Below are 23,450 nucleotides of genomic sequence, written 5' to 3' on the forward strand. Positions count from 1 at the left end.
CACATACGAATCTTTCGGGTTGGAGTCTGTGCCATCCCGGAAGATTCGTATTTTATTTTTTGGATGAGAAAAAATAGGGTATACAGAAGAATAAAGAGAATATAAGTGTAAAAAACAGCTCTCCCGGCCTTATAAATCTTCTCTCTGTTGTAAATATTAATATTTGAAAACCTATGGAGTAAAAAATCCACATGCTTGCTAATAACAGGAAAAATTTTGATTTAATCTTATTTAACATTTTTTATTAAAGTCAATAAAGTACCCAGCACCGGTGGCAGCTGGCGGAACGCAGCGCCCCTGATGCCGAACGAGGTAATTGCGATACCGCCACATACAAGCGATGTTCCCGCAGTATAGGCCATCGTAGCCGCAAAGCCATTAATACACTATATCCGCAACGGTGTGCATTATTTTAGATGGGTCAGGTGCTTCAAGGGTTGAATATTGCGGTGAATGACCGGTGCCGCTCAGCCACGAGGCAATCGGTGTCCCGGCTGTTGGCTGACCGGTGATGCTGCCTTATGGAAGACCGTGCACAGGAGAAGTGTGCACAGTGTGCGGTAGCCCGCTGGCGGTGATCGTCTCCAGCTACCCGCAATATACCGTCTCCGGCGCTAGTATTGAACCTGAATCTTCACGTAGAAGTACTGATACGGTGGGCGAGCTACGCCTCGTACCCACCGTTTCTGGGTAGGGTTGAAGCTGACCGGGCTTTATACACCGCCCGAACCGGCAGATAACCATCAACTCTGTAAGAAGAGGGAGCCCCATGGGAATTTTCAACCGTCGAAAGAATAATGAGGTTCACGAGAGCGCCCCGAGTGCCGCCGAACACCCGGTACACACCGAGGGCGATACCGGAGTCAGCGACGACACCCAGCTACAAACCGGCAGCGGTCTGCACACCCTGGTGGAGCTTATGCGAGCATCGGCTAGCGGCCACCTCACCCTGGAGCTGAAACAGTCCGGCAACGATATGAGCCTGTCCTTTTTCGCAAACGGTAGCGAAAAAGAATCTACGGTGGTGGTACCCGGTGATCGCTGGTTCAGCGGCGTCGCCGAACTCTACACCGACGAGGAAAAAGGACCGCGCGGCCCCTGGAGCCGGGCATTGATCGTGATTGAAGACAGTACCGTTTCCAGCCCCCAGGTGCAGGTCTCATACCTCAATACCGCAACCCAGACCACCAACAACCTCACCTATACCGCTGCAGAATCGGCACCGGTAGAGAAGAACCGGGCAGGCGAGAGCCTACCAGAGCCGGGGAACACCTATGATCTAGAACCCAGGGAAAACGTCGACAAAGACGAAGCAGCCTCACCGCTGGGCAACCGGTTCGACCGTATCGGTGCGCGCCTTAACCGGCCAGAGTCCTCGACCGAAGATACAAAAACCGAGCAGACCTTTGCCGACATCGCCTTTGCCCGCACAGAGAGTACCGCCGCCGTATCCGCAGAGGAAGCTGCCGCAGTTATCGAGGACAGGGAAGAAGAGTTGGCCGAGCACACCGACGTAGATGACCGGGAAGGGCCAGCCGGTGCTGTCGACAGCACAGCAGCAGGTTCTACCCGAGAAACAGTGACAGCAGAACCGCAGCCGGCGGAGGTAGAAGAAATAGAAATGAACGCATTTTCAGTGCCCGAACCGGTGCGGTCGCCCGACGCCATTCCCCAGCATTTGGACGACGACTTTGATACTGTGCCCGAACCCGAGGAGTCCACCGTCGGCACCGCGGCTGCCGGTTCTGCTACTGCCGAGCTCGACGCACCCGAAAGCGCTCTGGCCTACGATGTCTCGCCTTCATACCGGCAGCCGGAAGAATCGTTTGCCAAGCCCTCCACCACCGCCAAGGCCGAGGGTAACCTGGTACTCACCGAGGCCGAGGTGGTCTCCAGACTTTCGGCGGCACAGGAGGCGCTCTTTGGTGCAGACGGTAGTGCCCGCGATGTCTCCACCGTGCTCATTCGTATCCGTGCCTTGGGCTCCTACTACGACGCGCTCACCCACGTGCGCACCGGCGGTTTCTGGGACCAGCGGAAAACCTTTGAGCTGGTGCCCGAGGAGGTGCTCAACGTGCTAGAACTCAAGGCGGATTCCTATCTTGAAGGGCAGGGGTCCCCCCTGGCAATCAGTTTCCGATTCACCCCCGGTATACCGCCGGTAGCCCAGTTCGACTACTCGAACGAGGAGGCCTTTGTGAAATACAGCGACCACCTTCCCGCCCAGCAGTACATGGAGGAACTCAGAATGTTTCCGCGTACCGGTGCAAACATTCCCGAGCACATCAACCGGGCTCTGACCTCCTGGACCTTCTAGATCATGAGCGATGAAGATGCCGATCTGAGCTGGATCCAGCGGCTACCCAAGATCAGCCTGCACGACCACCTGGACGGCGGTCTACAGCCGCAGACCATGCTCGATATTGCTAAAGAGACCGGCTACCGTCTGCCGGTGCAGACCGCCGAACAGCTGCGGGTCTGGTTTGAGGAAAACGCGCATTCGCATTCTCTGCCCAGCTACCTTAAGACCTTTGAGCACACGGTCGCGCTCATGCAGCGTGCCGAGGACCTGCGGCGGGTAGCCAGGGAGCACGTGCTCACCCTGGCTGCCGACGGCGTGATCTACGGCGAGGTGCGCTGGGCCCCCGAACAGCACACGGCCGGTGGTCTCAGCATGGAGCGGGCCCTTGCCGCCGTAGCTGAGGGCTTGAATGAGGGTATGGAGATTATTTCCCGCGGCGGTGGCCGGGTTCTGGTCAACCAGATTGTGTGCGCTATGCGCCACCGGGATTCCTCCTATGAGGTTGCCCGGCTCGCGGTGCGGCACCGCAGGACGGGTGTGGTTGGCTTTGATCTTGCCGGACCCGAGGACGGCTACCCGGCTTCTACCCACCGCAGGGCCCTGGACTACGCGGCTGAACACTTTTTTCCGGTGACCCTGCACGCGGGCGAAGCGGCCGGTCTTGAGTCTATCCGTTCCGCCCTGCTCGACGGCAGGGCACTGCGGCTGGGCCACGGCGTGCGGATCACCGAAGATTTTGCCTACACGAGTGCCGGGGAGGTTGACCCGGAGGGGACCCTCATGCCCGGTGTTGACCCCGCTCAGCCGATTGTGCAGCTGGGAGAGGTGGCAAGCTGGGTGAAAGATCGCCGTATCACGCTTGAGGTGTGCCCCTCATCTAACCTACAAACAAGTGCCGCTACGGCGGTTGTCCGCGGTGAGAGTACTGACCGCCGGGCAGAAAGCTACGCTGAGCACCCGGTCAATATGCTGCGTCAGGCGGGTTTTTTGGTTGCCATTGGCCCCGATAACAGGCTGATGAGTGCTACCAGCATAACCGCCGAGTTTAGCGAACTCGCCCGGAATTTTGGTTACGGTCCGGCAGAATTTTTTGAGCTGACCACCAACGCCATTGAGGGTGCCTTTGTGTCGATGGAAGAGAAACAGCTGCTCTTGCGGTCGGTGCAGGAACCCTATCTGAGGCTCATGCGCGCCGAAAAATCTGAGGGCCCCGGTATAGAGAATGCGGGGGCTTAGGTGGGACAGGTGCGGTTAGATGCGGGAGCTGCGGGGCAGGAGTTTGAGCGTCTGGTGGCGATCATGGACAGGCTGCGGTCACCCGGTGGCTGCCCCTGGGACGCACAGCAGACCCACCGCTCTCTGGTGCGCTACCTTATCGAGGAATCCTATGAGGTGGTTGAGGCCATTGAGGCAGCTGACGGAGTGGACCGGGAGCTTCTCAAAGAGGAGCTGGGCGATGTCCTCTTGCAGGTGGTCTTTCATGCGAGGGTTGCTGCCGAGGTGCCGGCTGCTGAGGGCGGGTTCACGGTTCTTGATGTTTTGCGCCGTCTCAACGACAAGTTGGAGAGCCGGCACCCCCACGTTTTTTCTGATGGGGCCGAGGCGGCCGATGCCGATGCCCGCTGGGAGGAGCTGAAAAAGAGAGAGAAGCCGGAGCGCACGTCTGTCTTTGACGGTATACCACCGCAGCTACCCGCGCTTGCCTACGCCGAGAAGGTCTCGCAGAAAGCGGACCGGGGCGGGGTGGGCCAGCCGGATTCTCTTCCTGACGCGGGGGAGGGAATCGATAGCGAGGAGGAGCTGGGCGCGGTGCTCTACAGCCTGGTGGTATCTGCCCGGCGGCGGGGTCTTGACCCCGAGCGGGCTTTGAGGGCCTATACTCGCGGTATTGTGAGGGGCCGCTAAAATCTTTTTCCGTAGCCGGCCCGGTGTCGTGTGGGTATGGGTGGGAATAAACCGGAGAAAAATGGAGATAATACGCACAGTTCTTTAGTGGGAAATATTGAAAATCTGTGTGCTTGTGTGGGATTTTTGGTAGAGTGGATACCGGAAACAAACTTTGGTTGTGGCCGCATTGGCGGCCCACCTGAGCCTACCAGCAGCCAAACTATTCAAGCTTCAAGGAGCATTTCATGGCTTTGATTACCGCAGTACACGCACGTCAGATTCTTGATTCACGCGGCAACCCCACTGTTGAGGTTGAGGTGCTACTCGAGGACGGCGCCTTTGGCCGTGCGGCAGTTCCCTCGGGCGCCTCCACCGGTGAGTGGGAGGCGGTGGAGCGCCGCGACGGTGATAAAGAAACCTATGTGGGCAAGGGTGTTCTGGGCGCTGTCGGTGCAGTGATTGACGAGATTGCCGAGGAGATTGTGGGTGTTGATGCTATCGACCAGCGTGCGGTTGATGCGGCAATGATTAAGCTCGATGGCACCGCTAACAAGGGCAAGCTGGGTGCTAACGCTATCCTGGGTGTTTCGTTGGCTGTTGCTCAAGCGGCCGCAGAATCGGCAGAGCTTCCCCTCTACAAATACTTGGGCGGACCGAACGCACACGTGCTGCCCGTGCCCATGATGAACATTCTCAACGGCGGCTCACACGCGGATTCCAATGTGGATATTCAGGAGTTCATGATCGCTCCTCTTGGTTTCGAGACTTTTTCACGGGCACTTCAGGCAGGTGTCGAGGTCTACCACGCACTCAAATCTGTGCTGCACGACCGCGGCCTGGCAACCGGCCTGGGCGATGAGGGCGGTTTTGCCCCCAACCTTGAATCAAATGCGGCGGCGCTCGATCTGATCATTGAGGCAATCGAGAAAGCCGGCTACAAGCCCGGTGAAGAGGTCGCCCTAGCACTGGATGTTGCCTCTTCCGAGTTCTTCAACGACGGCTCTTACGATTTTGAGGGCCAGAAAAAGTCGGCTGAAGAAATGTCGAAGTACTATGAAGAGCTGGTGGCCAAGTACCCGCTGGTTTCCATTGAGGACCCGCTCGATGAAAACGACTGGGAGGGCTACAAGACCCTCACCGCGGCCATCGGCGATAAAGTGCAGATCGTGGGTGATGACCTCTTTGTGACCAACCCCGAGCGGCTGGCAAAGGGTATTGAGAACGGTGCCGCCAACGCCCTACTGGTGAAAGTCAATCAGATTGGTTCGTTGACCGAAACTCTGGACGCCATGGAACTGGCCCAGCGCCACGAATACCGTTGCATGGTGTCGCACCGGTCCGGTGAGACCGAGGACGTGACCATTTCCGATCTGGCGGTGGCCACCAATGCCGGCCAGATTAAGACCGGTGCACCTGCCCGCTCAGAGCGCGTCGCTAAGTACAACCAGCTGCTGCGTATCGAGGAAGAGCTGGGGGAGGCCGCGGTTTACGCTGGCAAGTCTTCTTTCCCGCGTTTTACCCGCTAACCTAGCGCTTCCACGCAGCGGAGACATCAAGGTGCCTCGGCAGGTATACCTGCCGAGGCACCACCCGTGAGAGACGCTGAGCTAGACTCCTTTCTCTTCTCTGGCCGGACCCCGACAGACACGATAAGATAAAGCCCAAACCACCCAACCCCGGTGAGGAACCCATGGTACGGAAAAAAGGCAGTAAGAAACCTAACCCCGTAGCGGCTTTCTTCGGCTTCACACACCAGAGAACCGTGCGGTCGACGGCGGCCGTTCGCGCACGAAAATCTCGAGGTAGAAAAACCGCCGACGCGGTCGGGCCGCGCCCGGTAGCAGCCCACATGTTTTCGGGCAGGTTTGTGCTGGGGCTGGCTATCCTTGTGTTTATCGCTTTTGCCGCCTACGCGCCGCTGTCCACCTTTCTGACCCAGCAGGCAGAAATCAACCAGGTTGAGTCAAACATTGCCAGGCTTGAGAGCGAGAACCAGCAGCTTCAAACCCAGCTCAGCTGGTGGCAGGACGACAACTATGTGAGACAGCAGGCGCGGAGCCGTCTTTTCTATGTGACCGAAGGTGAGACACCCTACCTGGTAACCGGTGTCGACGATTCCACAAATTTGGCTGACGACACCTCGGCCGCCGCGCAGACGGCCCCCGAACGGTCATGGACCAACAGCCTCTGGGCCTCTTTCCAGGAATCAGCCCTGGACGGCCAAGAGCCCCGGCCCACCCAGAGTCCCACCACCCAGAGTCCCACCACCCAGAGTCCCACCGCCCAGAGCAGCACAGCACCCAACAGTGATGTGACCCCCGGTTCCTCCGGAGCGGCGGAGAGCCCAACCGCAGAGCACACCCCGTCCACCGGGGCCACCACCGCGGGCGGGTAAAATAAAACCCTGCCCGCGCATGGCCCGCACCGGAAGATATATAGAACCCTCACAGGTAAGGATAGGCTTGAGCACCACCCACACCCCCGGCGGTTTTGGCGTTAGCGAAGAAACCCTGCCCGCCAGCGACCTCGACATTCACGTCCTCTCCCGGCAGTTGGGCCGACCGGTGCGCGATGTTGCCCAAATTCCCGCCCGCTGCGTCTGCGGTAACCCGCTGGTGGCGGCAACCGCCCCCCGGCTCACCAACGGCTCTCCCTTCCCCACGGTCTTCTACCTGGCGCACCCGGTCATCACCGCGGCTGTCAGCCGCCTGGAAGCCGAAGGGAAAATGTACGAAATGACAGACAGGCTCTCCAACGACCGGGACCTGGCCGCCCGCTACCGTGACGCCCACCGCAACTATCTGGCCGAACGCGAGCGTATCCGCCTGCTCACGGGAACCGGCGAGGTAGCCGAAATTGAAGGGATCTCGGCGGGAGGCATGCCGGAGCGGGTCAAGTGCCTGCACGCGCTGGTGGGGCATACCCTGGCGGTGGGGCGCGGTATCAACCCTCTGGGGGATGAAACCCTCGACCTCATTGCCGACTACTGGACACCGCAGGTGTGCGCCTGCGACCCTGCCTGGCGTGAAAATTTTACCCCGGCCGAATCTACTCCCGTGGAAGGGTAGGTGAACCTGTGCGTCTTGGGGCCATTGACTGCGGAACGAACTCTATCCGGCTGCTGATCGCCGATGTGGAGCATACGGTATCCGGTCCACGGCTACGTGAGCTTGAACGGGTGATGAAGATCGTCAGGCTCGGCCAGGGGGTTGACTCCACCGGACGCTTCTCTGCCGAGGCTCTGGAACGCACCTTTGCGGCCACCGACGACTACGCCCGTCTTCTGAGAGCCTACGGTGTCAGCAGAATCCGCTACGGCGCCACCAGCGCCACCCGCGATGCCGCTAACCGCGAGGTTTTTCTGTCCGGAGTCGAAAAAATTCTTGGGGTGCGCCCGCAGGTGATCTCGGGGGAGGAGGAGGCGCAGCTATCTTTTACCGGCGCACTCAGCGCGGTGGACGATAGCCCGGAGCCGACACTGGTGGTTGACCTGGGCGGCGGCTCCACCGAGTTTGTGCTGGGTAACAGTGAGGGGGTTACGCAGTCGGTCTCCACCGATATCGGCTGTGTACGGCTCACCGAGCGCCACTCGGTTTCCGCCCCGGTGAGCGAGCGAGAAAAAGCCGCTCTGCTGGCCGATACCGACCGCGCCCTAGAGGCCGCGCTGGAGCGGGTTGATCTGGCGGCAGCAACCCGACTGGTGGGGGTCGCGGGAACGGTCACTACGGTAGTTGCCCAGTCCCTGGGCCTTGACTCCTATGATCGGCAAAAAATTAACGGCACAGAGCTGGGCCTGGCCGATATTCAGGCTGCGGCAGCAGAACTTGCCGCCATGAACCGCCGGCAGCGGGCAGCCCTGGGCTTTATGCACGAGGGCCGGGTGGACGTGATCGGTGCAGGTGCTCTGATTTGGGCGCGCATCGTTGAAAGGGTCCACGAACTCACCGAGTCGGCGGTATCGGGTGCAACCGCCAGCGAGTTCGATATTCTTGACGGTCTGGCCCTGTCACTGGTGTAGCCCGGCCCCAGGTCAACGGTTTGTGAAAGGTTGCCATGCGTCGAAAACTGTTCTGTATCTCCGCCGGCCTTGCCCTTGCCCTGGGGAGCTTTACCGGGCTTCCGGCGCAGGCGGTAGATCCCACCGCCGGTCCGTCTGCCCCGTCTACCGGTACCCCGACCGGGTTGCCCTCCATCCCAACGATCGACACCCCCGCGGGGGACTCGATCCGTGCCCGGGAATACTGGCTGACCGACTACGGTTTTGAAAACCTCTGGACAGAAGCCACCGGGGAGGGTGTGACGGTAGCGGTCATCGATACCGGTGTTGACGGTACCCACCAAGATCTCACCGGCAATGTGCTCGACGGCTATGACGCCTCAGGTGCCGGCGATCAACGGGGCTGGGAGGGGATCGGTGTCGAGCCCGAGCACGGAACCCTGGTTGCCTCCCTCATTGCCGGTCACGGACACCGGGACGAGAAAACCGAACCCCACCCCGGTTCACCGGGCGAACCCGCCGGTATCATCGGTATCGCCCCGCGGGCTAAAATTTTCCCGATATCCCTGGAGATAGGGACCGGCAATACCGACGGTAAACCGGTGGACGAGCAGATTCCCGAAGCCGTGCGCAAGGCTGTTGATGCCGGGGCTGATATCATCAACCTTTCGGTGGGATCTGACCAGACCGGCTGGCCCGAATCATGGGATTCTGCTTTCGGCTATGCGGAAGAAAAAGGAGTGGTTGTTGTGGCGGCCGCCGGCAACCGGGGCTCGGGGCTGACCCAGGTGGGTGCCCCGGCCACGATTCCGGGGGTGCTGACGGTGGGCGGGGTCGATAAAGACCGCCACGATTCATGGTCTTCGTCATCGCAGGGTATTTCGATCGCGGTGGCGGCACCGTCTGAGAATCTTATAGGGGCGATTCCCGGCAACAGGTACGCCCTGTGGTCGGGCACGTCCGCTTCAGCCCCTATTGTGTCGGGCCTGGCCGCGCTGGTCAAGCAAAAATATCCCCACCTCACCGGCAACCAGGTGATTCAGCGCATTATCGCCTCGGCCGATGACGCCGGGGTAGACGGGCGCGACGCCACCTACGGTTACGGCATTATCAACCCCGGCAAAGCTCTTGACGCCCAGACCCCCGATAACACCGATAGCAACCCGCTGGGGTCTGTGCGCGAGTGGATTCAGGTGCACCGTAAGAGAAGCGCCACAGCGCAGCCCACCCCCGGCGCATCGGAAACACCGGTGCATATTCGCGGGGAGCAGTTGACCGAGGCAGCAGCCCCCACCGCGCACCGTCCCGCCGAGGACTCGGGGATCTTGCCCTTTGTGGTGCTCGTCGGGTTTGCCCTGTGGGTTGTAATTATTACGGTGGGTTCTATCCGGCGGTTGAAGAAGATCGGTGACCGGCGATCAACCCGGCGGGCATAACGGGGGACAGCCCGCCGGTCGTTGGGCTTTTAGCCCGGTTGAGGCTGAGGAAACGGTGGGAAACCCACCACCGGAATGGGCAAACCGGCTTTTAAGTGGCAATATAGCTTGTAAGTAATTCGTTCCCGTAGCGTACACGCATGTGCGCCTGCTGTTGAAAGACTGTACGCGGTGGAACGAACCGTCTTTTACCAATAGATGTACGCACCTTTATATGAGGAAAGTAGCAAAATATGGCATTCACGAAACTGGCTCAGGATCGTCCACGCGTGCTTATTGTGGGTGGCGGCTATGTGGGCTTCACCGTTGCAAAGAAAATTCAGAAGGCTATCAAGGAGTCCGGCGGTGTGGTGACCGTCGTCGACCCCAACCCCTACATGACCTACCAGCCTTTCCTACCCGAGGTCGCCGCCGGTTCTATGGAGGGGCGCAACGCCACGGTGCCGCTGCGTCAGCATCTGCGTGACTCCGAGATCGTTGGAGGTAGGGTGACCAAGATCGACCACGCCGCAAAGGTCGCGACGATCGACCCTATCGACGCGGGGCCCTCGTTCGAGATCCCCTATGACGAGATTGTGATTGGTGCCGGTTCCGTGACCCGCGCTTTCCCCATTCCCGGCCTCGCCGAGGTCTCTATCGGTATGAAGACCATTGAAGAGGCTGTCTCCGTGCGTAACTGGGTGCTTGAGCGGATTGAGGTTGCCTCCCTGCTTGACGACGATGATGCCCGCCGCCGCGCCCTGACCTTTGTGATTGTGGGCGGTGGTTTTGCCGGTATCGAGACCATATCTGAGCTGGAGGATATGGCGCGCGTGGCGGTTGAACGCAACGATCGTCTGCGTGTTTCTGATCTGCGGTTTGTGCTGGTTGAGGCGGCACCGCGGGTGATGCCCGAGGTTCCCGCAGACCGGGCGGAGAAGGTTGTTGCCGAGCTGCGCGCCCGCGGCATTGAGGTGCTGCTCAACACCTCGCTGGCGGACGCCACCGATGGCCACCTGCAGCTGATCAATATGGGAGATAAGTCGCCGGCGGGGGAGTTGGATACCGACACCCTGATTTGGACCGCCGGCGTGGCCGCTTCGCCCATGCTGAAGAACACCGACCTGCCCATTGACGAGCGCGGTAGGGTGCGGGTGGGTGCGGACCTGCGCGTGACCGGGGACCGGGGCGTGGTTGAGGGCGCCTGGGCAGCCGGCGATAACGCCGCTGTGCCCGATTTGAGCGGCGGCGGTGTGGGCGGTTTCTGTGTGCCCAACGCCCAGCATGCTTCGCGGCAGGCGCTTAAACTGGCGGAGAACCTGCTGGCTTCACGTCGCGGTGACGCGCTGACTGACTACTACCACGAGACGATCGGCGTGGTTGCCGGCATGGGCCTGTGGAAGGGCGTGGCTAATTTCAAGGGTAAGACTGTTGGTGGCCCGCTGGCCTGGCTGATGCACCGAGGCTACCACGGTATCGCTATTCCCACGACCGAGCGTACCGTTCGCGTGATGGCCACCTGGGCACTCAACCAGCTCTTTGGGCGGGATACCTCCTCCATTAGACACCAGAGGTCGCCGCGGCTGGCTTTCCAGACTGCCACCGGAACGGCACCGGAGAAAACCAAGGCAAGACTCTAGAGGGTTTTCTGGTATAACTGTTTCAGGTAGAAAGTTCTATCCGTGTCCGGGATTTTCTGGGCACGGATAGGATCCGAGCCTCCATAGCCCAATTGGCAGAGGCAGGGGACTTAAAATCCCTGTGTTCTGGGTTCGAGTCCCAGTGGAGGCACAGCCTAAGGACCTGGTAGTCCGGGTGCTGATATGTAAGGGGAAAATAATTGAGTGAAAATATCGTTCAGGATCTTGAAGATAGGCGTCTGATTCGCGAACTCGTGGATCATTATGCCTACTATGCTGATCAGTGCGAAGTTGATAAACAGGTGAACCTTTTCACGGAGGACACCGTTTATATCGTGGATTATCTGGATAACCCCGAGGCTCAACAGACCATAACTGGCAGGGAGAACCTGAGGCCCCTCTTTCAGGGACTCACGGAATACCACACGAAGACACATTTCAACGGGCAGAGCACGGTGTACTCTATTGAAGATGGCAGGGCAACCGGGGTCGCATACTGCCTCGCCCACCACATCACTCTTGGCGACAACGGCCAGCAAGAAAATATGGTGGCATCAATTAGGTACGATGATCGGTATCGTAAAGAAAACGGTAGGTGGCTATTCGCCAGGCGCTACCTGTCGATCAATTGGGTTGAGAACCGCTAGATAAAAACGGGTGATCCGTGTAGACCTCGGTGGGGTGCCGGTAAAAATTTTTACCGGCACCCCCCTTTTTTTATTACCGGCTGGCTTCTAGCATTGCTTCCGAGACATCCCAGAGTTTTTCTGCCAGGGCTTTATCGGTTGCCCAGGGAGCAACAAGCGACATCTCATCGTAGGGGTTGCCGCTTCGGCGGGTGATAGGTTCGGCCTCGTTACAGTCTGCGAGGTACAGTCCGCCCACACCTTCCATGAGGGGAGAGGCTGCCGCAAGGACTGATGTTGCCGCCCCCTGCTGGGGAGTTTTCCAGTATCGTTCAGGGGATACCAGCTCACCGCTGTGGCGCTGCAGATTGGTTTTAATGGCCCCGGGCATGACTGCGTTGACCAAAATATTATCGTCTGCCCAACGGCGGGACGCCTCCACGGCAAAGAGTGCGTTTGCTGTCTTAGACTGCCCGTAGGCGGTCCAGGGGTCATAGGCGCGAATGTGATAGTGAATATCCTCAAAGACAATCGGGCTGAAATGATGACCGCTTATCGTATTCTTGTGAATGTGGATTGTTTACAATTGAAGGTGCTTCGCCAGGTTAAGGACTACGTGACTCCGTTCCAGGTGGTTGAGGGATTCAATGACCGCTGGTGGCACGAAAGGGCTGGAAGAGTCGGCGACGACACCCTGGGCAGCAAAGAGTACATCCAGTTTCTTGCCGACGGTGTGGAAGTCGGGCGCGCAGAGGTGACAGACTGGCCGCTCTCCGATAGCTACATCGGGATTGACTCGGAAGCGCTGACCAAAGAAATCTGGTTCTTTGAAATCCGCCGTGACTTCCGCCGACAGCGCTATGGGGCCGAGTTTGCAAGGCATCTGATCAGCCACTACGCAGCTTGTCCCTTGATTGCTTTTTCCGAAGGTGCTGACGAGTTCTGGGCAGGGATCGGCTGGCACTACTACCCACGTAAAGACGGGGAGATCCTCCATCACCGCAAGCTCTTCGTTTCCCAGAAGATTGGCAAGTGATTTTCACCCGCTGGAAGTGAACCAGCCAGGCGGCTAAATCGTAGTTCGTGCACATTTGTATCCGTTGTGGCAAGAAAGTTTCATAGAATTTTATCCGGTAGTCGCCGGTCCTGCCCAGCTGTTTTTCGGGATCACAGCTCTTTGAGCTAGCCGAGAACAGGGCGTTTATCTTTCGCCTGACATGCAGAAACTGTGAAGGCAGCTGCTACATGTCCTTAATCTACCGGAATACCCGCTACCCTAGGAGCCTCGCTTAACCATTACCTGCCGAGTGCGCGTAACCATTACCTGCCGAGTGCGCGCCGTCGGCGATAGCCTTACTATACTCGTAAGTACAAAACTTTATCCGCAGCTACCCGCCACCGGCCCACAGGTGGCGGCGGTAGTCGACGATGACAGGACAACACATGCCTCTCAAACTCATCGCCACCGACATGGACGGCACCCTACTCACCGACACCGACAAAAGTTTTGACCGTGAGCTCTTTGACCGGCTCCTTGACCAGATGGCCGAGCTGAACGTCCGATTCGTGATAGCCAGTGGCAACCAGTATCAGATACTACTCCAGTACATGGAGGGTTTCCACGGCCGCGGAATCACCTACATCGCCGAAAACGGCGGTTATATCGCCGACGACAGCGGAGACCTTCTGATCTCGGGTTTTACCCGCCAGACCGTTGAATCCGTGGTGGACGCGCTCGGCCAGCTCCCGGATATCGGCTACCTACTTTCCGCACACGGTGATGCCTATCTGCCCCAAGACCGTATTGAACCCATCAGCAGAATTATCCGCGAGCACCTCGATTTCATGGGGGCAGACTCCAACCAGAGCCTCGACTACGACTCTTTCATCAACCGTTTCTACCCCGACGTGAAAATCATAGACTCCCCGCAGGAGATCGGCGATGACACCGTGGTGAAGGTTGCGGTGCAAACCAGGAGACGGGATCTAGAAGACACCCTCGAGAAACTCGTCGACATACTGCCGCCCAACGTGGTGCCCGTTGCCTCCGGCTTCGGGGCCATTGACCTGATCTCGCGGGGTGTCAACAAGGGCTCCGCCCTCAAATGGCTCGGCGAAAAAGAAGGGATCGCCGCCGAAGACATGATTGCCTTTGGCGACAACTCCAACGACCTAGAAATGCTGCGCTTCGTGGGGGAAGGGGTCGCTATGGAGAACGCAACACCGCAGGTAAAAGCCGCAGCGGATACGGTGATAGGCAACAACAGCGAGGGCGCGGTCCTCACCTATATAGAGAAAAAACTCGCCCAACTCAAAACACACTAAAAAACGATAGAGCTATCAGCGCAAAACTTTCTTAAAAAGCCCGATCTTCGCTAGACTTTGGTGAACGCTAAAAACTATCCAAGGAGTTCGTAGCCGTGGCAGGCAACCCACTCATTCAATCTATCACCAACAACGAAAAGCGTGATTCGCGCTTCGGCCAGTTCGGTGCCGGCGGCGCATACTCGGGGCAGACAACCGGTGCTACCTACAACCAGCAGGCATACGGCCAGTACACCCAGCCCACGGCCGCTGACCTCAACACCATGTACAGCGCCCCCAGCGCTGGGCCGCTGGAAACCGGCCGGCTCACCATCAACGACGTCATCATGAAAACCGGCCTCAACCTCGCGGTTCTTCTGGTCGGTGCCGTGCTCAGCTGGTTCTTCTACCCTCTGGTCTTTGTCGGCCTGGTCGGCGGACTGGTCCTGGGCTTCACCAACGCGCTCAAGAAACAGGTTTCACCGGCCCTGGTGATCGCCTACTCATTCTCCGAGGGCCTGCTCCTGGGCGGAATCTCCCGCATTTTTGAGGCAAGATACCCCGGTATCGTGGTTCAGGCGGTGCTCGGCACACTCATCGTGTTCGCCACCGTTTTAGTGCTCTTCCGCAGCGGTAGGGTACGTGCCTCAGCGAGGGCAACCAAGATTTTCATGATTGCCTCCATCTCATACCTCATCTTCTGCCTGGTTAACCTGGGAAGCGCGCTCTTCTTCGGCACCAACATGAGAAGCTTCGAGGTCATGGGCATCCCCATCGGCCTCATCATCGGTTTGCTCGCTATCGTGATGGCCTCATACTCGCTGGTACTTGACTTCACCAACATCGGTGAGGCCATCAACTACGGTGCCCCCGAGCGGGAATCCTGGCGGCTGGCCTTCGGCCTGATCGTCACCCTGGTCTGGCTCTACATCGAAATCCTCCGGGTGATCGGATACGTGAGAGAACTGGCGGACAGCTAGGTGTACCGTTAACCAACCCAAGGACGCACGGAGTGCAGGCTCCGCGCGTCCTTATTTACGTGCCGGCCACTGCCGTTGAGCCGGTCAGCAAACACATCTAGCCCAGATGTAAAACTCTATGGAAAGATAAAACACATGAGCACAAAACCACACGGCCAGCAGGTCGAAACAGCAGGGCCGACCCCGCACGAAAGCCCATACATCCCTTTCGCGCTCAGAACCGCCGCAGATTGGTCCTGGCGGCTACTGGTGGTAGCCGTTGCGGCCGCCTGCATCTACTGGGCACTGGCCCAGGTTAGCCTTCTTGTGATATCCGTGGCTATCGCTGCCCTGCTTGCCGGGCTGATAGCCCCGGTCGTCTATTTTTTCCGCAAACACGGTTTGAACGCTGGGCTGGCCACCGCCATCGCAGAAATCGGTTTAATAGTGATTGTGGTGGGACTACTGGCCATGGTGGGTCAGCAGCTGGCCTCGGGGTTCTCGTCGCTGTCCAACCAGGTGGTTGAAGGCTACCAGCAGGTGATCGTGTGGCTCAACAACCTGCCCATAGACCTGGGCACAGATCAGCTTGACTCCTATGTCTCAGAAATAACCAACTGGATCAGAGATAATTCCGGGTCCATCCTCTCGGGCGTAGCATCGGTGGGTTCAACCGCGGGCAACGTGGGCACAGGTCTGGTGATTGTGCTCTTCACCCTGATCTTCTTTCTGCTGGAGGGCGAGAAAATCTGGCTCTTTATTGTTCGGCTCTTTCCCCGGCAGGCCCGTCCGGCCGTTAACGGTGCCGGTAGACGCGGCTGGAAATCCCTGGTGAGCTACGTTCACGTGCAGGTTTTTGTCGCCTTTATTGATGCCCTGGGTATCGGTCTTTCTGCTTTCTTCCTGGGGGTCCCGCTAGCATTCCCTCTGGGTGTCCTGGTGTTCTTGGGGTCTTTTATTCCGGTGGTCGGTGCCCTGGTCACCGGTGCTATCGCGGTGCTGCTGGCCCTGGTGGCCAACGGTTTTGTGAACGCCATTATCATGCTGATCATGGTGCTGGTGGTTCAGCAGGTAGAATCCCATATCTTGCAGCCGCTGGTGATGGGCAAGGCGGTCTCGCTTCACCCGCTGGCGGTGATCTTTGCGGTCACCATGGGGTCGATGCTCTACGGTATTGTCGGAGCACTTTTTGCCGTGCCCGTGCTGGCCGTGCTCAATACCGTGATTCGCTACCTTTCCAACCGCGAGTGGGAGCACGATAGCGAGATACGCACAGAACCCTTTCTCTATCCGCACGAGATAGAGAGAAAAAAGCGTAAGGCAGTGGCGGAGAAGGTCAAGGAACGTTTGGAGAGACTCAAAGAGGCCGATACCGAGCCCGCAGAGAAAGCCACGAGCGAACCCCAGTAATACAGTCAACCGTGCAGAGGATAACCGGTGTCAGATTCAGCAGCACAGCTCCCGGTGGGGCTCAAAAATATTGAAGAGGCAGCGCGACTGCTCGAGAGCGTCATTGATAAAACCCCCGTGGACCATTCGCGGGCACTGAGCGAAAAACTGGGTTCTGAGGTGTATCTCAAATGCGAGAACCTGCAACGATCCGGGTCCTTCAAAGTACGCGGTGCCTATGTGCGCATGGCCAAGCTCACCGCAGAGGAGAAAGCCCGCGGCGTGGTTGCGGCCTCGGCGGGCAACCACGCGCAGGGGGTTGCCCTGGCGGCCCAAAAGCTGGGGATTGCGGCGCGTATCTACATGCCGCTGGGTGCTGCCCTACCCAAGGTGACGGCAACCCGCTCGCGCGGAGCAGAGGTGATCCTACACGGTGCCACCGTCGATGAAGCGCTGACCGAGGCTAACCGCTACGCCCAAGAGACCGGCGCAATTTTTGTGCACCCCTTTGACAACCCCGACATTATTGCAGGGCAGGGGACCATCGGGCTTGAGGTTCTTGAGCAGGTGCCCAACGTGGACACCATTATTGTGGGTGTGGGCGGCGGCGGCCTACTCGCGGGTATCTCTGTGGCGGTGCGGGCGGTCGAAAAGAAGCTGGGCAGAACAATTCGGATTATCGGTGTGCAGGCCGAGCACGCTGCGGCCTACCCGCCGTCCTTGGCCGCCGATGCGCTGGTTCCGCTCAAAAAGGTTTCAACTATTGCCGACGGCATTGCGGTGGGCAGGCCCGGGCAGATGCCTTTTTCGATCATTAAAGAGCTGGTGGATGACGTGCACACGGTCTCCGAAGACGATATTGCGCGAGCCCTGATCTTTTTGATGGAGCGGAACAAGCTGGTGGTTGAACCCGCCGGCTCCGTGCCGGTCGCCGCCGTGATGGATACAAAGATCACAGAGAAATACGGTGACCTGGGTACCACCGTGTGCCTCCTATCCGGCGGCAATATAGACCCCATGCTGATGCTCAAGGTGATTCAGCGGGGCTTATCCGCCGCCGGCCGCTACCTGACCGTGCGGATTATGCTCACCGACCGTCCCGGTGAGCTTACCACTATCTCGAAGCTTATTTCGGATACCGCCGCGAACGTGACCGGGGTGAACTACACCGGGGCCTCCGGGGCCCTATCCATGGGCGATGTCTTTATCACCATCGATATGGAGACCAAGGGACACGAGCACTGCGAGGAGGTGCTTGCCGCTCTGAGGCAGGCCGGCTACCAGCCGGTAGTGGTCTACTAGCCCGGCCCCGTGCCCCGGGCGCGGTTCACAGACCGTCGGTGCTTTCCGAAAGGTGTGATGATAGCGCTGACCGGGCCGCGGAAGTGTATCTCGGTGGCCCGGTCATAAAATTTCACTCGGAACGCGCCTTTTTCCGTATCTTCCACCGGAAACTTAGCCGGCGAAAGGATGCGCATCCTTGATTTTTACCCTCATGGTTTTGCCGCTGGGCGCCTCATAGGTGACCTCTTCCCCCACCCGGCGCCCGTTGATGGCCGCGCCCATCGGTGAGTTCTCAGAAAACACCTGAAGGTCCGAATCCCCCACCAGGGAGTCGGCAACCTCACGCGAACCCAGCAGAAACTTCATCTGCTGGCCCACGATCTCGGCCTCAACCACCATACCCGGCTCCACCACGCCGTCATCTTTAAGGGCCTCGCCCACGGTGGCGTTCTCCAGCAGATTCTTCAGCTGGGCAATACGGGCCTCATTCTTTCCCTGCTCCTCGCGGGCGGCATGATAGCCCCCGTTTTCTTTGAGGTCTCCCTCGTCACGGGCAGCAGCAATGCGATCAATAATCTCCTGCCGGTAGCTACCGGAAAGATACTCAAGCTCTCGCGATAGACGATCGTAGGCTTCCTGGGTGAGCCAAGCACCCGATTTGTCGTCAGCCATAACTATTTCTCCTTGATAATACTGTGCTAAGCATCCGTAAGATGCCCGCTCTAAACATAAGACGCGGAGGTAAAAACCTCCGCGGAATCAGCACCAATTCTACGGCTCACAGCGGCCTGACCCAAGATTTTAGCGCCGGAAACGGGCACAATTTAGCTGCCTGTAGACCAGCAACTGTCCACCGTTACCGCGGTGGCCTCCTCAAGAGTGCGGAAGGTCACCGTCTGCTGTCTCACCCGGGCATCTCCCTGCTCGGCGGAGTTGGGGCCCACGGTAATCTCGGTCCAGCCCACCGGCGCCCGGTTACTATTGAGAGCCTTCACCGCGCACACCGCCTGCGCCCGAGGGTCTTTAACCACCTCAAAGGTGAGCGACACCTCATCTGCGCTCACCACCCTGTGGCCCACATCCTTATACTTGGGAGAGGCGGCAGACTCCGAGGTCTGCACCCACCAGCCAAAAGCGAGGGCTACCATCGAGGCAAACACCGCGAGGACAGTCCATGCCCAGCCGGGCAGGTTCCACCCCCGGCGCCGCCTACCGTAGCGTGACTCCTGCAGGGTGCTCACATGCCCTCGATTCATCGGTCTACCGGTGCAATTTTTACACCAAACTTCGATAAGATAGCAGGTACGCACAAACCTACCCAGCGGTGGGAGTATACGACCCAGCCGTATCAACTGTACCGAAAAAACAGTGGAGTACCTACGTGAGCGACGCTAAAAATACGCTGAACACCAACCCACCGACCCCCGATCCTCAGGGCACCGACCTGGTTCCCCTCGCCGACGACTACACCGGTCTGCGCATCCTGGCGGTGCACGCCCACCCCGACGACGAATCCTCAAAAGGGGCCGCCACCATGGCGGCCTATGTGGACCGCGGTGCGCGCGTCATGGTAGCCACCATGACCGGTGGTCAGCGCGGGGACATTCTTAACGAGGAGGTAAAAAACAGCCCGGCAGCCCTCCGCGATTTGCCGGGGGTGCGCCGGCGCGAAATGGCGCAGGCACAGAAAATTCTGGGTATTGAGCACCGGTGGATTGGTTTTGTTGACTCCGGTCTTCCCGAGGGGGACCCGCTACCGCCGCTACCCTGGGGAGGGTTTGCCACCCTTCCCTTGCACCGGGCCGCGGCACCGCTGGTGCGTCTGGTGCGTGAGCTGAGGCCGCACGTGATACTCAGCTACGACGAAATCGGCGGCTACCCCCATCCCGATCACATTATGAGCCACCGGGTGGCCGTGGAAGCCTACGAGAAAGCCGGCGACCCGGATGCCTACCCGGGAGAGGGGCAGCCCTGGTCTCCGCTGAAGCTCTACTACGATCGCGCCTTCAACCCCGAGCGCATGAGAGCTTTTCACAACTATCTCACCGATGCCGGGCTAGAGAGCCCCTTTGCCCGCTATCTGGCCATGGAGCTGGAGTCGGATAAGGGCAAAACTGCCCCGGTCTCCCGTCATCAGACCACCACCCGCATTCCCTGCGCCGACTATTTTCCGGTGCGTGATCGTGCCCTGCTGGCCCACCGCTCACAGGTGGGGGCCGGGGACCTTTTCTTTGCTATCACCCCTGAGCAGCAGAAAAAAATATGGCCCTGGGAGGACTACGTGCTCATCCAGTCAAGAGTGGCAACCGAGCTTCCCGAATTCTCGTTTGCCGAGGGGATCGATTTTACCGATGGCTAGCAGCTGACACCCGCGGGCGCAGCCGCAAACCGGCAGAATCCGGTGCCGGCAAAAGATCCCGGGCGCACAGTACAATGGGTGAGGAAAAAGATGCCCCGCCCGGATTGAGAGAAGCATGGTTGACAGCACGATGGTATCGGCAGTGGTTCTTGCCGATTCTACGGTACCTACCGAATACGCCGAAGATGGTACCCCCATCGGGTCACCGGGTTTCCTCGGGTTCGTGGTCATGATGATCCTGGGAACCTGCATCATTTTTTTGATGCTGGATATGAGCCGTCGTGCCCGCCGAATGCGCTACCGCAACGAGTACGCCATGGCCAGAGAACAAGAGCTGCGCGAGATGCAGCGGGAACAGAAAAAACCTGCCTGTGAAGGCGGCACCAGGGAAGACACACCCGACACAGAAAAATCCTAGGCCGCACCTAGGCGGCAAAAACAGCGAACATCACCGCTATATAGTGCATCACAAAGCCGACCACCGTGCACGCGTGGAAAAGCTCGTGGAAACCAAAAACCTTGGGAAAGAGGCGGGGACGCTTGGTGCCGTAGAAGACCGCACCCAGGATATAAAAACCACCGCCGACGGCAATGAGGACGGTGGCAACCGGTGACACGGCCCAGAAGTCACCCAGATAGAAGACAGCCATGAGCCCCATGGCCACATAGATAGGGGTGTAGAGCCAGCGCGGTGCGTGAGTCCACAGCACCCGGAAAAGTACCACCGCCAGGGCACAGCCCCAGATGGACCAGAGCAGCAGGGTGCGCCTGTGGCCCTCCAAAAGGCTCAGTGCAAGGGGCGTGTAGGTGCCGGCAATCACCAGCGCAATATTGGCGTGGTCCAGCCGCTTAAAGAAAAGCCGTAGACCCTCGGGCCAGTAGGCCCGGTGGTACATTCCCGAGACCCCAAACAGCAGCACGCCGGTGAGGGCGAACACCGCGCAGGCAAAGCGCTGCCAGCCGCTTTCGGAAACAGTGATGAGCACGAGTCCGGCTATAAAAACGACCGGGGCAAATACGGCGTGAATCCAACCGCGTAAAAGCGGTTTTTTCTCGTATCCACCTACCTGGAGGGGCTCCCGGTGCTCGGTCTGGTGGGCCGCCGGGGTGGGCCGGGTGAGATCGCCCTGAGGGCCCGGCTGTGGCAGTGTGTGCGCTGGCATAGGGGCACCCTCTCTTACTCGTCAACATACACGGGTGTATAGGGTATCGTGCAATACACCAATTATGGACCGTTCACCCTCCTTTTGGAAAGAGGTTTGTAGCCCACCCCGGCCGGGTCCGGGGGCACAGCTGTCTAGGAATCAGATCCGCGGCAGGTACGATAAGAAGTGTTACACCAGACCGGCATACCGTCCATATCTCGGCACACCCGTCCAGAGTTACTAGAGGAGGAGCCCGAGACCGTGAAATTTTCACAGCCTCTTTACACCGTGTACGAAAAATCTTTAGTGAACTCCATCGCCGATAACAAACTTCCCCAGCACATTGGTGTGCTCATGGACGGTAACCGCCGCTGGGCGGCACAGCTGGGTGAGACCAGTAGGCACGGGCACCAGGCGGGGGCAGACCGGGTTCTAGAATTTTTGGGCTGGTGCCGGGAGCTTAAGATTCCCATGGTGACCCTCTATATGCTGTCCACCGAAAACCTCAAACGCAGTAGCGACGAACTCACCGACCTGCTCGAAGTCATTGAGAAGCTCGTCTATTCTCTGGCGCAGAGCGGGGTGGCAAAGATCCAGCCGGTGGGTAAACTCGATATGCTGCCGGAGAGCCTCAACCGCACCTTTGACCGGGCGGTGAGCCTCACCGCCGGGGTCACCGGCACACAGGTCAATATTGCGGTGGGGTACGGCGGCCGGCAAGAAATTGTTGACGCGGTGAGGGAACTTTTACTCGAAGCCCTCGACGATAAGGTAGATATGGGGCAGCTGGCGCAGCAGCTGAGCGTCGCCGACATAGACCGTCACCTGTACACGCGGGGGATGCCCGACCCTGACCTGCTGATCCGTACCTCGGGAGAACAGCGACTCTCGGGCTTTCTCACCTGGCAGTCAGCCTACTCCGAGTTCTATTTTTGTGAAGCCCTGTGGCCGGACTTCCGCAGGGTAGATTTTCTGCGTGCCCTCCGCGACTACGCTAACCGTCAGCGCAGGTTCGGCTCCTAGCCATGCACCGCGACATATCACGCTATCTGGACGCTGCGCAGGCTGGCAGTGGTATCGCGTGGGTGCAGGCGCTTATCCTATTGCTGGTCACCGCCTATTTTGTGGTGTGCTCGCTACTTCTGTGGCGCATCGACACCGCAACGCACCGACTGCCCGATAAAATAGTGCTCCCCATGTACGCGGTGATCGGCCTGGGTCTGCTCACGGTCCTCTGGATCGACCACGATATTGCCCGGATACGGCAGGTGGCCTATTCGGCAGTGTTCCTGGGCGGTGTCTACCTGCTTATCCGGTCGGTCTCTCGGCGGGCGATAGGGCTAGGCGACGTCAAGTTCGCCGGGGTTATCGGTATGGTATGCGGTTTCTTTTCACCGCTGAATATTCTTTGGGCCACCCTGGTCACCTTCACACTGGGGGGCCTGGTATCGCTGGTCCTGCTCGCCACCGGACGGGCACAGGCCGGTACCCATATCGCCTTCGGACCCTTTATGATGGTGGGGGCCGTAGTGGCGCTCTTCTTCCCGGTCTAGACCGGGGCCGAGAAACCTCAGGAGAAAGATATGCCAACCCCAGAATTTATTAGCGAACTTCGCGCCAAGATTGGCCACGACATGCTCTGGCTCTCCGGCGCCACCGCCGTTATCCAGCGCCCTCAAGACCAAAAAATTCTGTTGGTCCGCAGGGCAGACAACGGGGCCTGGACACCGGTGACCGGAATCGTTGACCCCGGCGAGAACCCCGCGCTTACCGTGCTCCGTGAAGCGGAAGAAGAAGCCAATGTTACCGTTGAGGTTGTGGCTCTAGCCCAGGTGAAAGCGGACCCGCCCCAGCGGTTTACCAACGGTGACCGCTGCCAGTTTCTCGACCACACGTTCTACTGCCGCTACCTCTCGGGGCAGGCGCGGGTCAACGACGAAGAATCTTCGGCGGTACTCTGGGCCGACCCGGACAGCATATCTCGGCTCTGCAACGACCGTATGCGGGACCGTATTGAGGCTGCACTGGACTGGGAGTCGGGGACAAGGTTCGGTTTTGAACGGGTCTAAACCCGGCAGGCCAAGCCGGCGAGAGACCTACCACAGTAGCCCGGAAAACGAAATATACCCGGGTACAAACAGCT

24 protein-coding genes and 1 tRNA gene are annotated in these 23,450 nt (G+C 59.0%); 21 read left to right on the forward strand and 4 right to left on the reverse strand.

Annotation, left to right across the window (positions count from 1 at the left end):
• Positions 1 to 769: 769 nt before the first annotated feature.
• From ACS1BR_RS00410 to ACS1BR_RS00460, 11 genes are all read left to right on the forward strand, one after another.
• Entirely contained in the window at positions 770 to 2,317 is a 1,548-nt protein-coding gene (locus ACS1BR_RS00410; RefSeq protein ID WP_463559426.1) for a hypothetical protein, read from the forward strand.
• A gap of 3 nt (positions 2,318 to 2,320) precedes the next feature.
• Complete coding sequence (locus ACS1BR_RS00415; RefSeq protein ID WP_463559428.1) at positions 2,321 to 3,538, forward strand: adenosine deaminase; 1,218 nt, start codon at positions 2,321 to 2,323, stop codon at positions 3,536 to 3,538.
• 9 nt (positions 3,539 to 3,547) lie between these two features.
• Entirely contained in the window at positions 3,548 to 4,207 is a 660-nt protein-coding gene (locus tag ACS1BR_RS00420; protein ID WP_463559430.1) for a MazG family protein, read from the forward strand.
• Positions 4,208 to 4,434: 227 nt separating this feature from the next.
• Positions 4,435 to 5,715 (forward strand): phosphopyruvate hydratase, encoded by a 1,281-nt coding sequence (gene eno / locus ACS1BR_RS00425; RefSeq protein WP_463559431.1) that lies wholly within the window; start codon positions 4,435 to 4,437, stop codon positions 5,713 to 5,715.
• 164 nt (positions 5,716 to 5,879) lie between these two features.
• Positions 5,880 to 6,584 carry an FtsB family cell division protein gene (locus tag ACS1BR_RS00430; RefSeq protein ID WP_463559432.1) on the forward strand — a complete coding sequence of 235 codons (705 nt, stop codon included), beginning with the start codon at positions 5,880 to 5,882 and terminating at the stop codon, positions 6,582 to 6,584.
• A gap of 67 nt (positions 6,585 to 6,651) precedes the next feature.
• Complete coding sequence (locus ACS1BR_RS00435) at positions 6,652 to 7,257, forward strand: DUF501 domain-containing protein (RefSeq protein ID WP_463559433.1); 606 nt, start codon at positions 6,652 to 6,654, stop codon at positions 7,255 to 7,257.
• 8 nt (positions 7,258 to 7,265) lie between these two features.
• The gene (locus tag ACS1BR_RS00440) at positions 7,266 to 8,207 is read left to right on the forward strand and encodes a Ppx/GppA phosphatase family protein (RefSeq protein ID WP_463559434.1); all 942 of its coding nucleotides are present in this window, start codon (positions 7,266 to 7,268) and stop codon (positions 8,205 to 8,207) included.
• Positions 8,208 to 8,242: 35 nt separating this feature from the next.
• A complete protein-coding gene (locus ACS1BR_RS00445) occupies positions 8,243 to 9,622 on the forward strand; it encodes a S8 family peptidase (RefSeq protein WP_463559436.1) in 1,380 nt (459 codons plus the stop codon).
• Positions 9,623 to 9,855: 233 nt separating this feature from the next.
• Positions 9,856 to 11,241 carry an NAD(P)/FAD-dependent oxidoreductase gene (locus ACS1BR_RS00450; RefSeq protein WP_463559438.1) on the forward strand — a complete coding sequence of 462 codons (1,386 nt, stop codon included), beginning with the start codon at positions 9,856 to 9,858 and terminating at the stop codon, positions 11,239 to 11,241.
• A 77-nt stretch (positions 11,242 to 11,318) separates the two neighbouring features.
• Positions 11,319 to 11,392: transfer RNA gene (locus ACS1BR_RS00455), tRNA-Leu, on the forward strand.
• Positions 11,393 to 11,441: 49 nt separating this feature from the next.
• Positions 11,442 to 11,888, forward strand: a complete 447-nt coding sequence (locus ACS1BR_RS00460) for a nuclear transport factor 2 family protein (RefSeq protein ID WP_463559440.1) — start codon at positions 11,442 to 11,444, stop codon at positions 11,886 to 11,888.
• Positions 11,889 to 11,961: 73 nt separating this feature from the next.
• Here the strand turns inward: ACS1BR_RS00460 and ACS1BR_RS00465 are convergent, their stop codons facing one another.
• Positions 11,962 to 12,444 (reverse strand): SDR family NAD(P)-dependent oxidoreductase, encoded by a 483-nt coding sequence (locus ACS1BR_RS00465; protein ID WP_463559734.1) that lies wholly within the window; start codon positions 12,442 to 12,444, stop codon positions 11,962 to 11,964.
• On the opposite strand from ACS1BR_RS00465, the gene ACS1BR_RS00470 reads away from it, so the two are divergent.
• From ACS1BR_RS00470 to ilvA, 5 genes are all read left to right on the forward strand, one after another.
• Positions 12,379 to 12,903 (forward strand): GCN5 family acetyltransferase, encoded by a 525-nt coding sequence (locus tag ACS1BR_RS00470; protein ID WP_463559441.1) that lies wholly within the window; start codon positions 12,379 to 12,381, stop codon positions 12,901 to 12,903. The two genes, ACS1BR_RS00465 and ACS1BR_RS00470, sit on opposite strands and share 66 nt — an antisense overlap.
• A 392-nt stretch (positions 12,904 to 13,295) precedes the next feature.
• A complete protein-coding gene (locus tag ACS1BR_RS00475; protein WP_463559442.1) occupies positions 13,296 to 14,192 on the forward strand; it encodes a Cof-type HAD-IIB family hydrolase in 897 nt (298 codons plus the stop codon).
• A gap of 95 nt (positions 14,193 to 14,287) precedes the next feature.
• The gene (locus tag ACS1BR_RS00480; protein ID WP_463559443.1) at positions 14,288 to 15,151 is read left to right on the forward strand and encodes a Bax inhibitor-1/YccA family protein; all 864 of its coding nucleotides are present in this window, start codon (positions 14,288 to 14,290) and stop codon (positions 15,149 to 15,151) included.
• A 135-nt stretch (positions 15,152 to 15,286) separates the two neighbouring features.
• Positions 15,287 to 16,540 carry an AI-2E family transporter gene (locus ACS1BR_RS00485; RefSeq protein ID WP_463559444.1) on the forward strand — a complete coding sequence of 418 codons (1,254 nt, stop codon included), beginning with the start codon at positions 15,287 to 15,289 and terminating at the stop codon, positions 16,538 to 16,540.
• A 27-nt stretch (positions 16,541 to 16,567) separates the two neighbouring features.
• A complete protein-coding gene (gene ilvA / locus ACS1BR_RS00490; protein WP_463559445.1) occupies positions 16,568 to 17,821 on the forward strand; it encodes a threonine ammonia-lyase in 1,254 nt (417 codons plus the stop codon).
• A gap of 153 nt (positions 17,822 to 17,974) precedes the next feature.
• On the opposite strand, the gene greA is transcribed toward ilvA, so the two are convergent.
• Both greA and ACS1BR_RS00500 read right to left on the reverse strand, forming a co-directional pair.
• Complete coding sequence (gene greA, locus ACS1BR_RS00495) at positions 17,975 to 18,475, reverse strand: transcription elongation factor GreA (RefSeq protein ID WP_463559447.1); 501 nt, start codon at positions 18,473 to 18,475, stop codon at positions 17,975 to 17,977.
• 152 nt (positions 18,476 to 18,627) lie between these two features.
• Positions 18,628 to 19,044 (reverse strand): DUF4307 domain-containing protein, encoded by a 417-nt coding sequence (locus ACS1BR_RS00500; RefSeq protein WP_463559448.1) that lies wholly within the window; start codon positions 19,042 to 19,044, stop codon positions 18,628 to 18,630.
• 140 nt (positions 19,045 to 19,184) lie between these two features.
• On the opposite strand from ACS1BR_RS00500, the gene mca reads away from it, so the two are divergent.
• Both mca and ACS1BR_RS00510 read left to right on the forward strand, forming a co-directional pair.
• A complete protein-coding gene (gene mca / locus ACS1BR_RS00505) occupies positions 19,185 to 20,162 on the forward strand; it encodes a mycothiol conjugate amidase Mca (protein ID WP_463559449.1) in 978 nt (325 codons plus the stop codon).
• Between the two features lie 115 nt (positions 20,163 to 20,277).
• Positions 20,278 to 20,580, forward strand: coding sequence for a hypothetical protein (locus ACS1BR_RS00510; protein WP_463559450.1), 303 nt, complete (start codon positions 20,278 to 20,280; stop codon positions 20,578 to 20,580).
• Between the two features lie 7 nt (positions 20,581 to 20,587).
• On the opposite strand, the gene trhA is transcribed toward ACS1BR_RS00510, so the two are convergent.
• Positions 20,588 to 21,325, reverse strand: a complete 738-nt coding sequence (trhA, locus tag ACS1BR_RS00515; RefSeq protein WP_463559451.1) for a PAQR family membrane homeostasis protein TrhA — start codon at positions 21,323 to 21,325, stop codon at positions 20,588 to 20,590.
• Positions 21,326 to 21,568: 243 nt separating this feature from the next.
• On the opposite strand from trhA, the gene ACS1BR_RS00520 reads away from it, so the two are divergent.
• From ACS1BR_RS00520 to ACS1BR_RS00530, 3 genes are read left to right on the forward strand one after another with little or no spacing between them, the layout of a single operon-like run.
• Positions 21,569 to 22,330 carry an isoprenyl transferase gene (locus ACS1BR_RS00520; protein ID WP_463559452.1) on the forward strand — a complete coding sequence of 254 codons (762 nt, stop codon included), beginning with the start codon at positions 21,569 to 21,571 and terminating at the stop codon, positions 22,328 to 22,330.
• A 2-nt stretch (positions 22,331 to 22,332) separates the two neighbouring features.
• Entirely contained in the window at positions 22,333 to 22,860 is a 528-nt protein-coding gene (locus ACS1BR_RS00525) for a prepilin peptidase (protein ID WP_463559453.1), read from the forward strand.
• Between the two features lie 30 nt (positions 22,861 to 22,890).
• Entirely contained in the window at positions 22,891 to 23,376 is a 486-nt protein-coding gene (locus ACS1BR_RS00530; RefSeq protein ID WP_463559454.1) for an NUDIX hydrolase, read from the forward strand.
• Positions 23,377 to 23,450 lie beyond the last annotated feature (74 nt).

The organism is Rothia sp. 18CD1-1 (assembly GCF_055285355.1).

Coding starts and splice junctions, on each gene's coding strand:
- trhA (WP_463559451.1), bottom strand. CDS start 21,325: ATGCCAGCGCACACACTGCCACAGCCGGGCCCTCAGGGCGATCTCACC.
- ACS1BR_RS00485 (WP_463559444.1), top strand. CDS start 15,287: ATGAGCACAAAACCACACGGCCAGCAGGTCGAAACAGCAGGGCCGACC.
- ACS1BR_RS00475 (WP_463559442.1), top strand. CDS start 13,296: ATGACAGGACAACACATGCCTCTCAAACTCATCGCCACCGACATGGAC.
- ACS1BR_RS00525 (WP_463559453.1), top strand. CDS start 22,333: ATGCACCGCGACATATCACGCTATCTGGACGCTGCGCAGGCTGGCAGT.
- greA (WP_463559447.1), bottom strand. CDS start 18,475: ATGGCTGACGACAAATCGGGTGCTTGGCTCACCCAGGAAGCCTACGAT.
- ACS1BR_RS00530 (WP_463559454.1), top strand. CDS start 22,891: ATGCCAACCCCAGAATTTATTAGCGAACTTCGCGCCAAGATTGGCCAC.
- ACS1BR_RS00445 (WP_463559436.1), top strand. CDS start 8,243: ATGCGTCGAAAACTGTTCTGTATCTCCGCCGGCCTTGCCCTTGCCCTG.
- eno (WP_463559431.1), top strand. CDS start 4,435: ATGGCTTTGATTACCGCAGTACACGCACGTCAGATTCTTGATTCACGC.
- ACS1BR_RS00510 (WP_463559450.1), top strand. CDS start 20,278: ATGGTTGACAGCACGATGGTATCGGCAGTGGTTCTTGCCGATTCTACG.
- ACS1BR_RS00415 (WP_463559428.1), top strand. CDS start 2,321: ATGAGCGATGAAGATGCCGATCTGAGCTGGATCCAGCGGCTACCCAAG.
- ACS1BR_RS00450 (WP_463559438.1), top strand. CDS start 9,856: ATGGCATTCACGAAACTGGCTCAGGATCGTCCACGCGTGCTTATTGTG.
- ACS1BR_RS00430 (WP_463559432.1), top strand. CDS start 5,880: ATGGTACGGAAAAAAGGCAGTAAGAAACCTAACCCCGTAGCGGCTTTC.
- ACS1BR_RS00410 (WP_463559426.1), top strand. CDS start 770: ATGGGAATTTTCAACCGTCGAAAGAATAATGAGGTTCACGAGAGCGCC.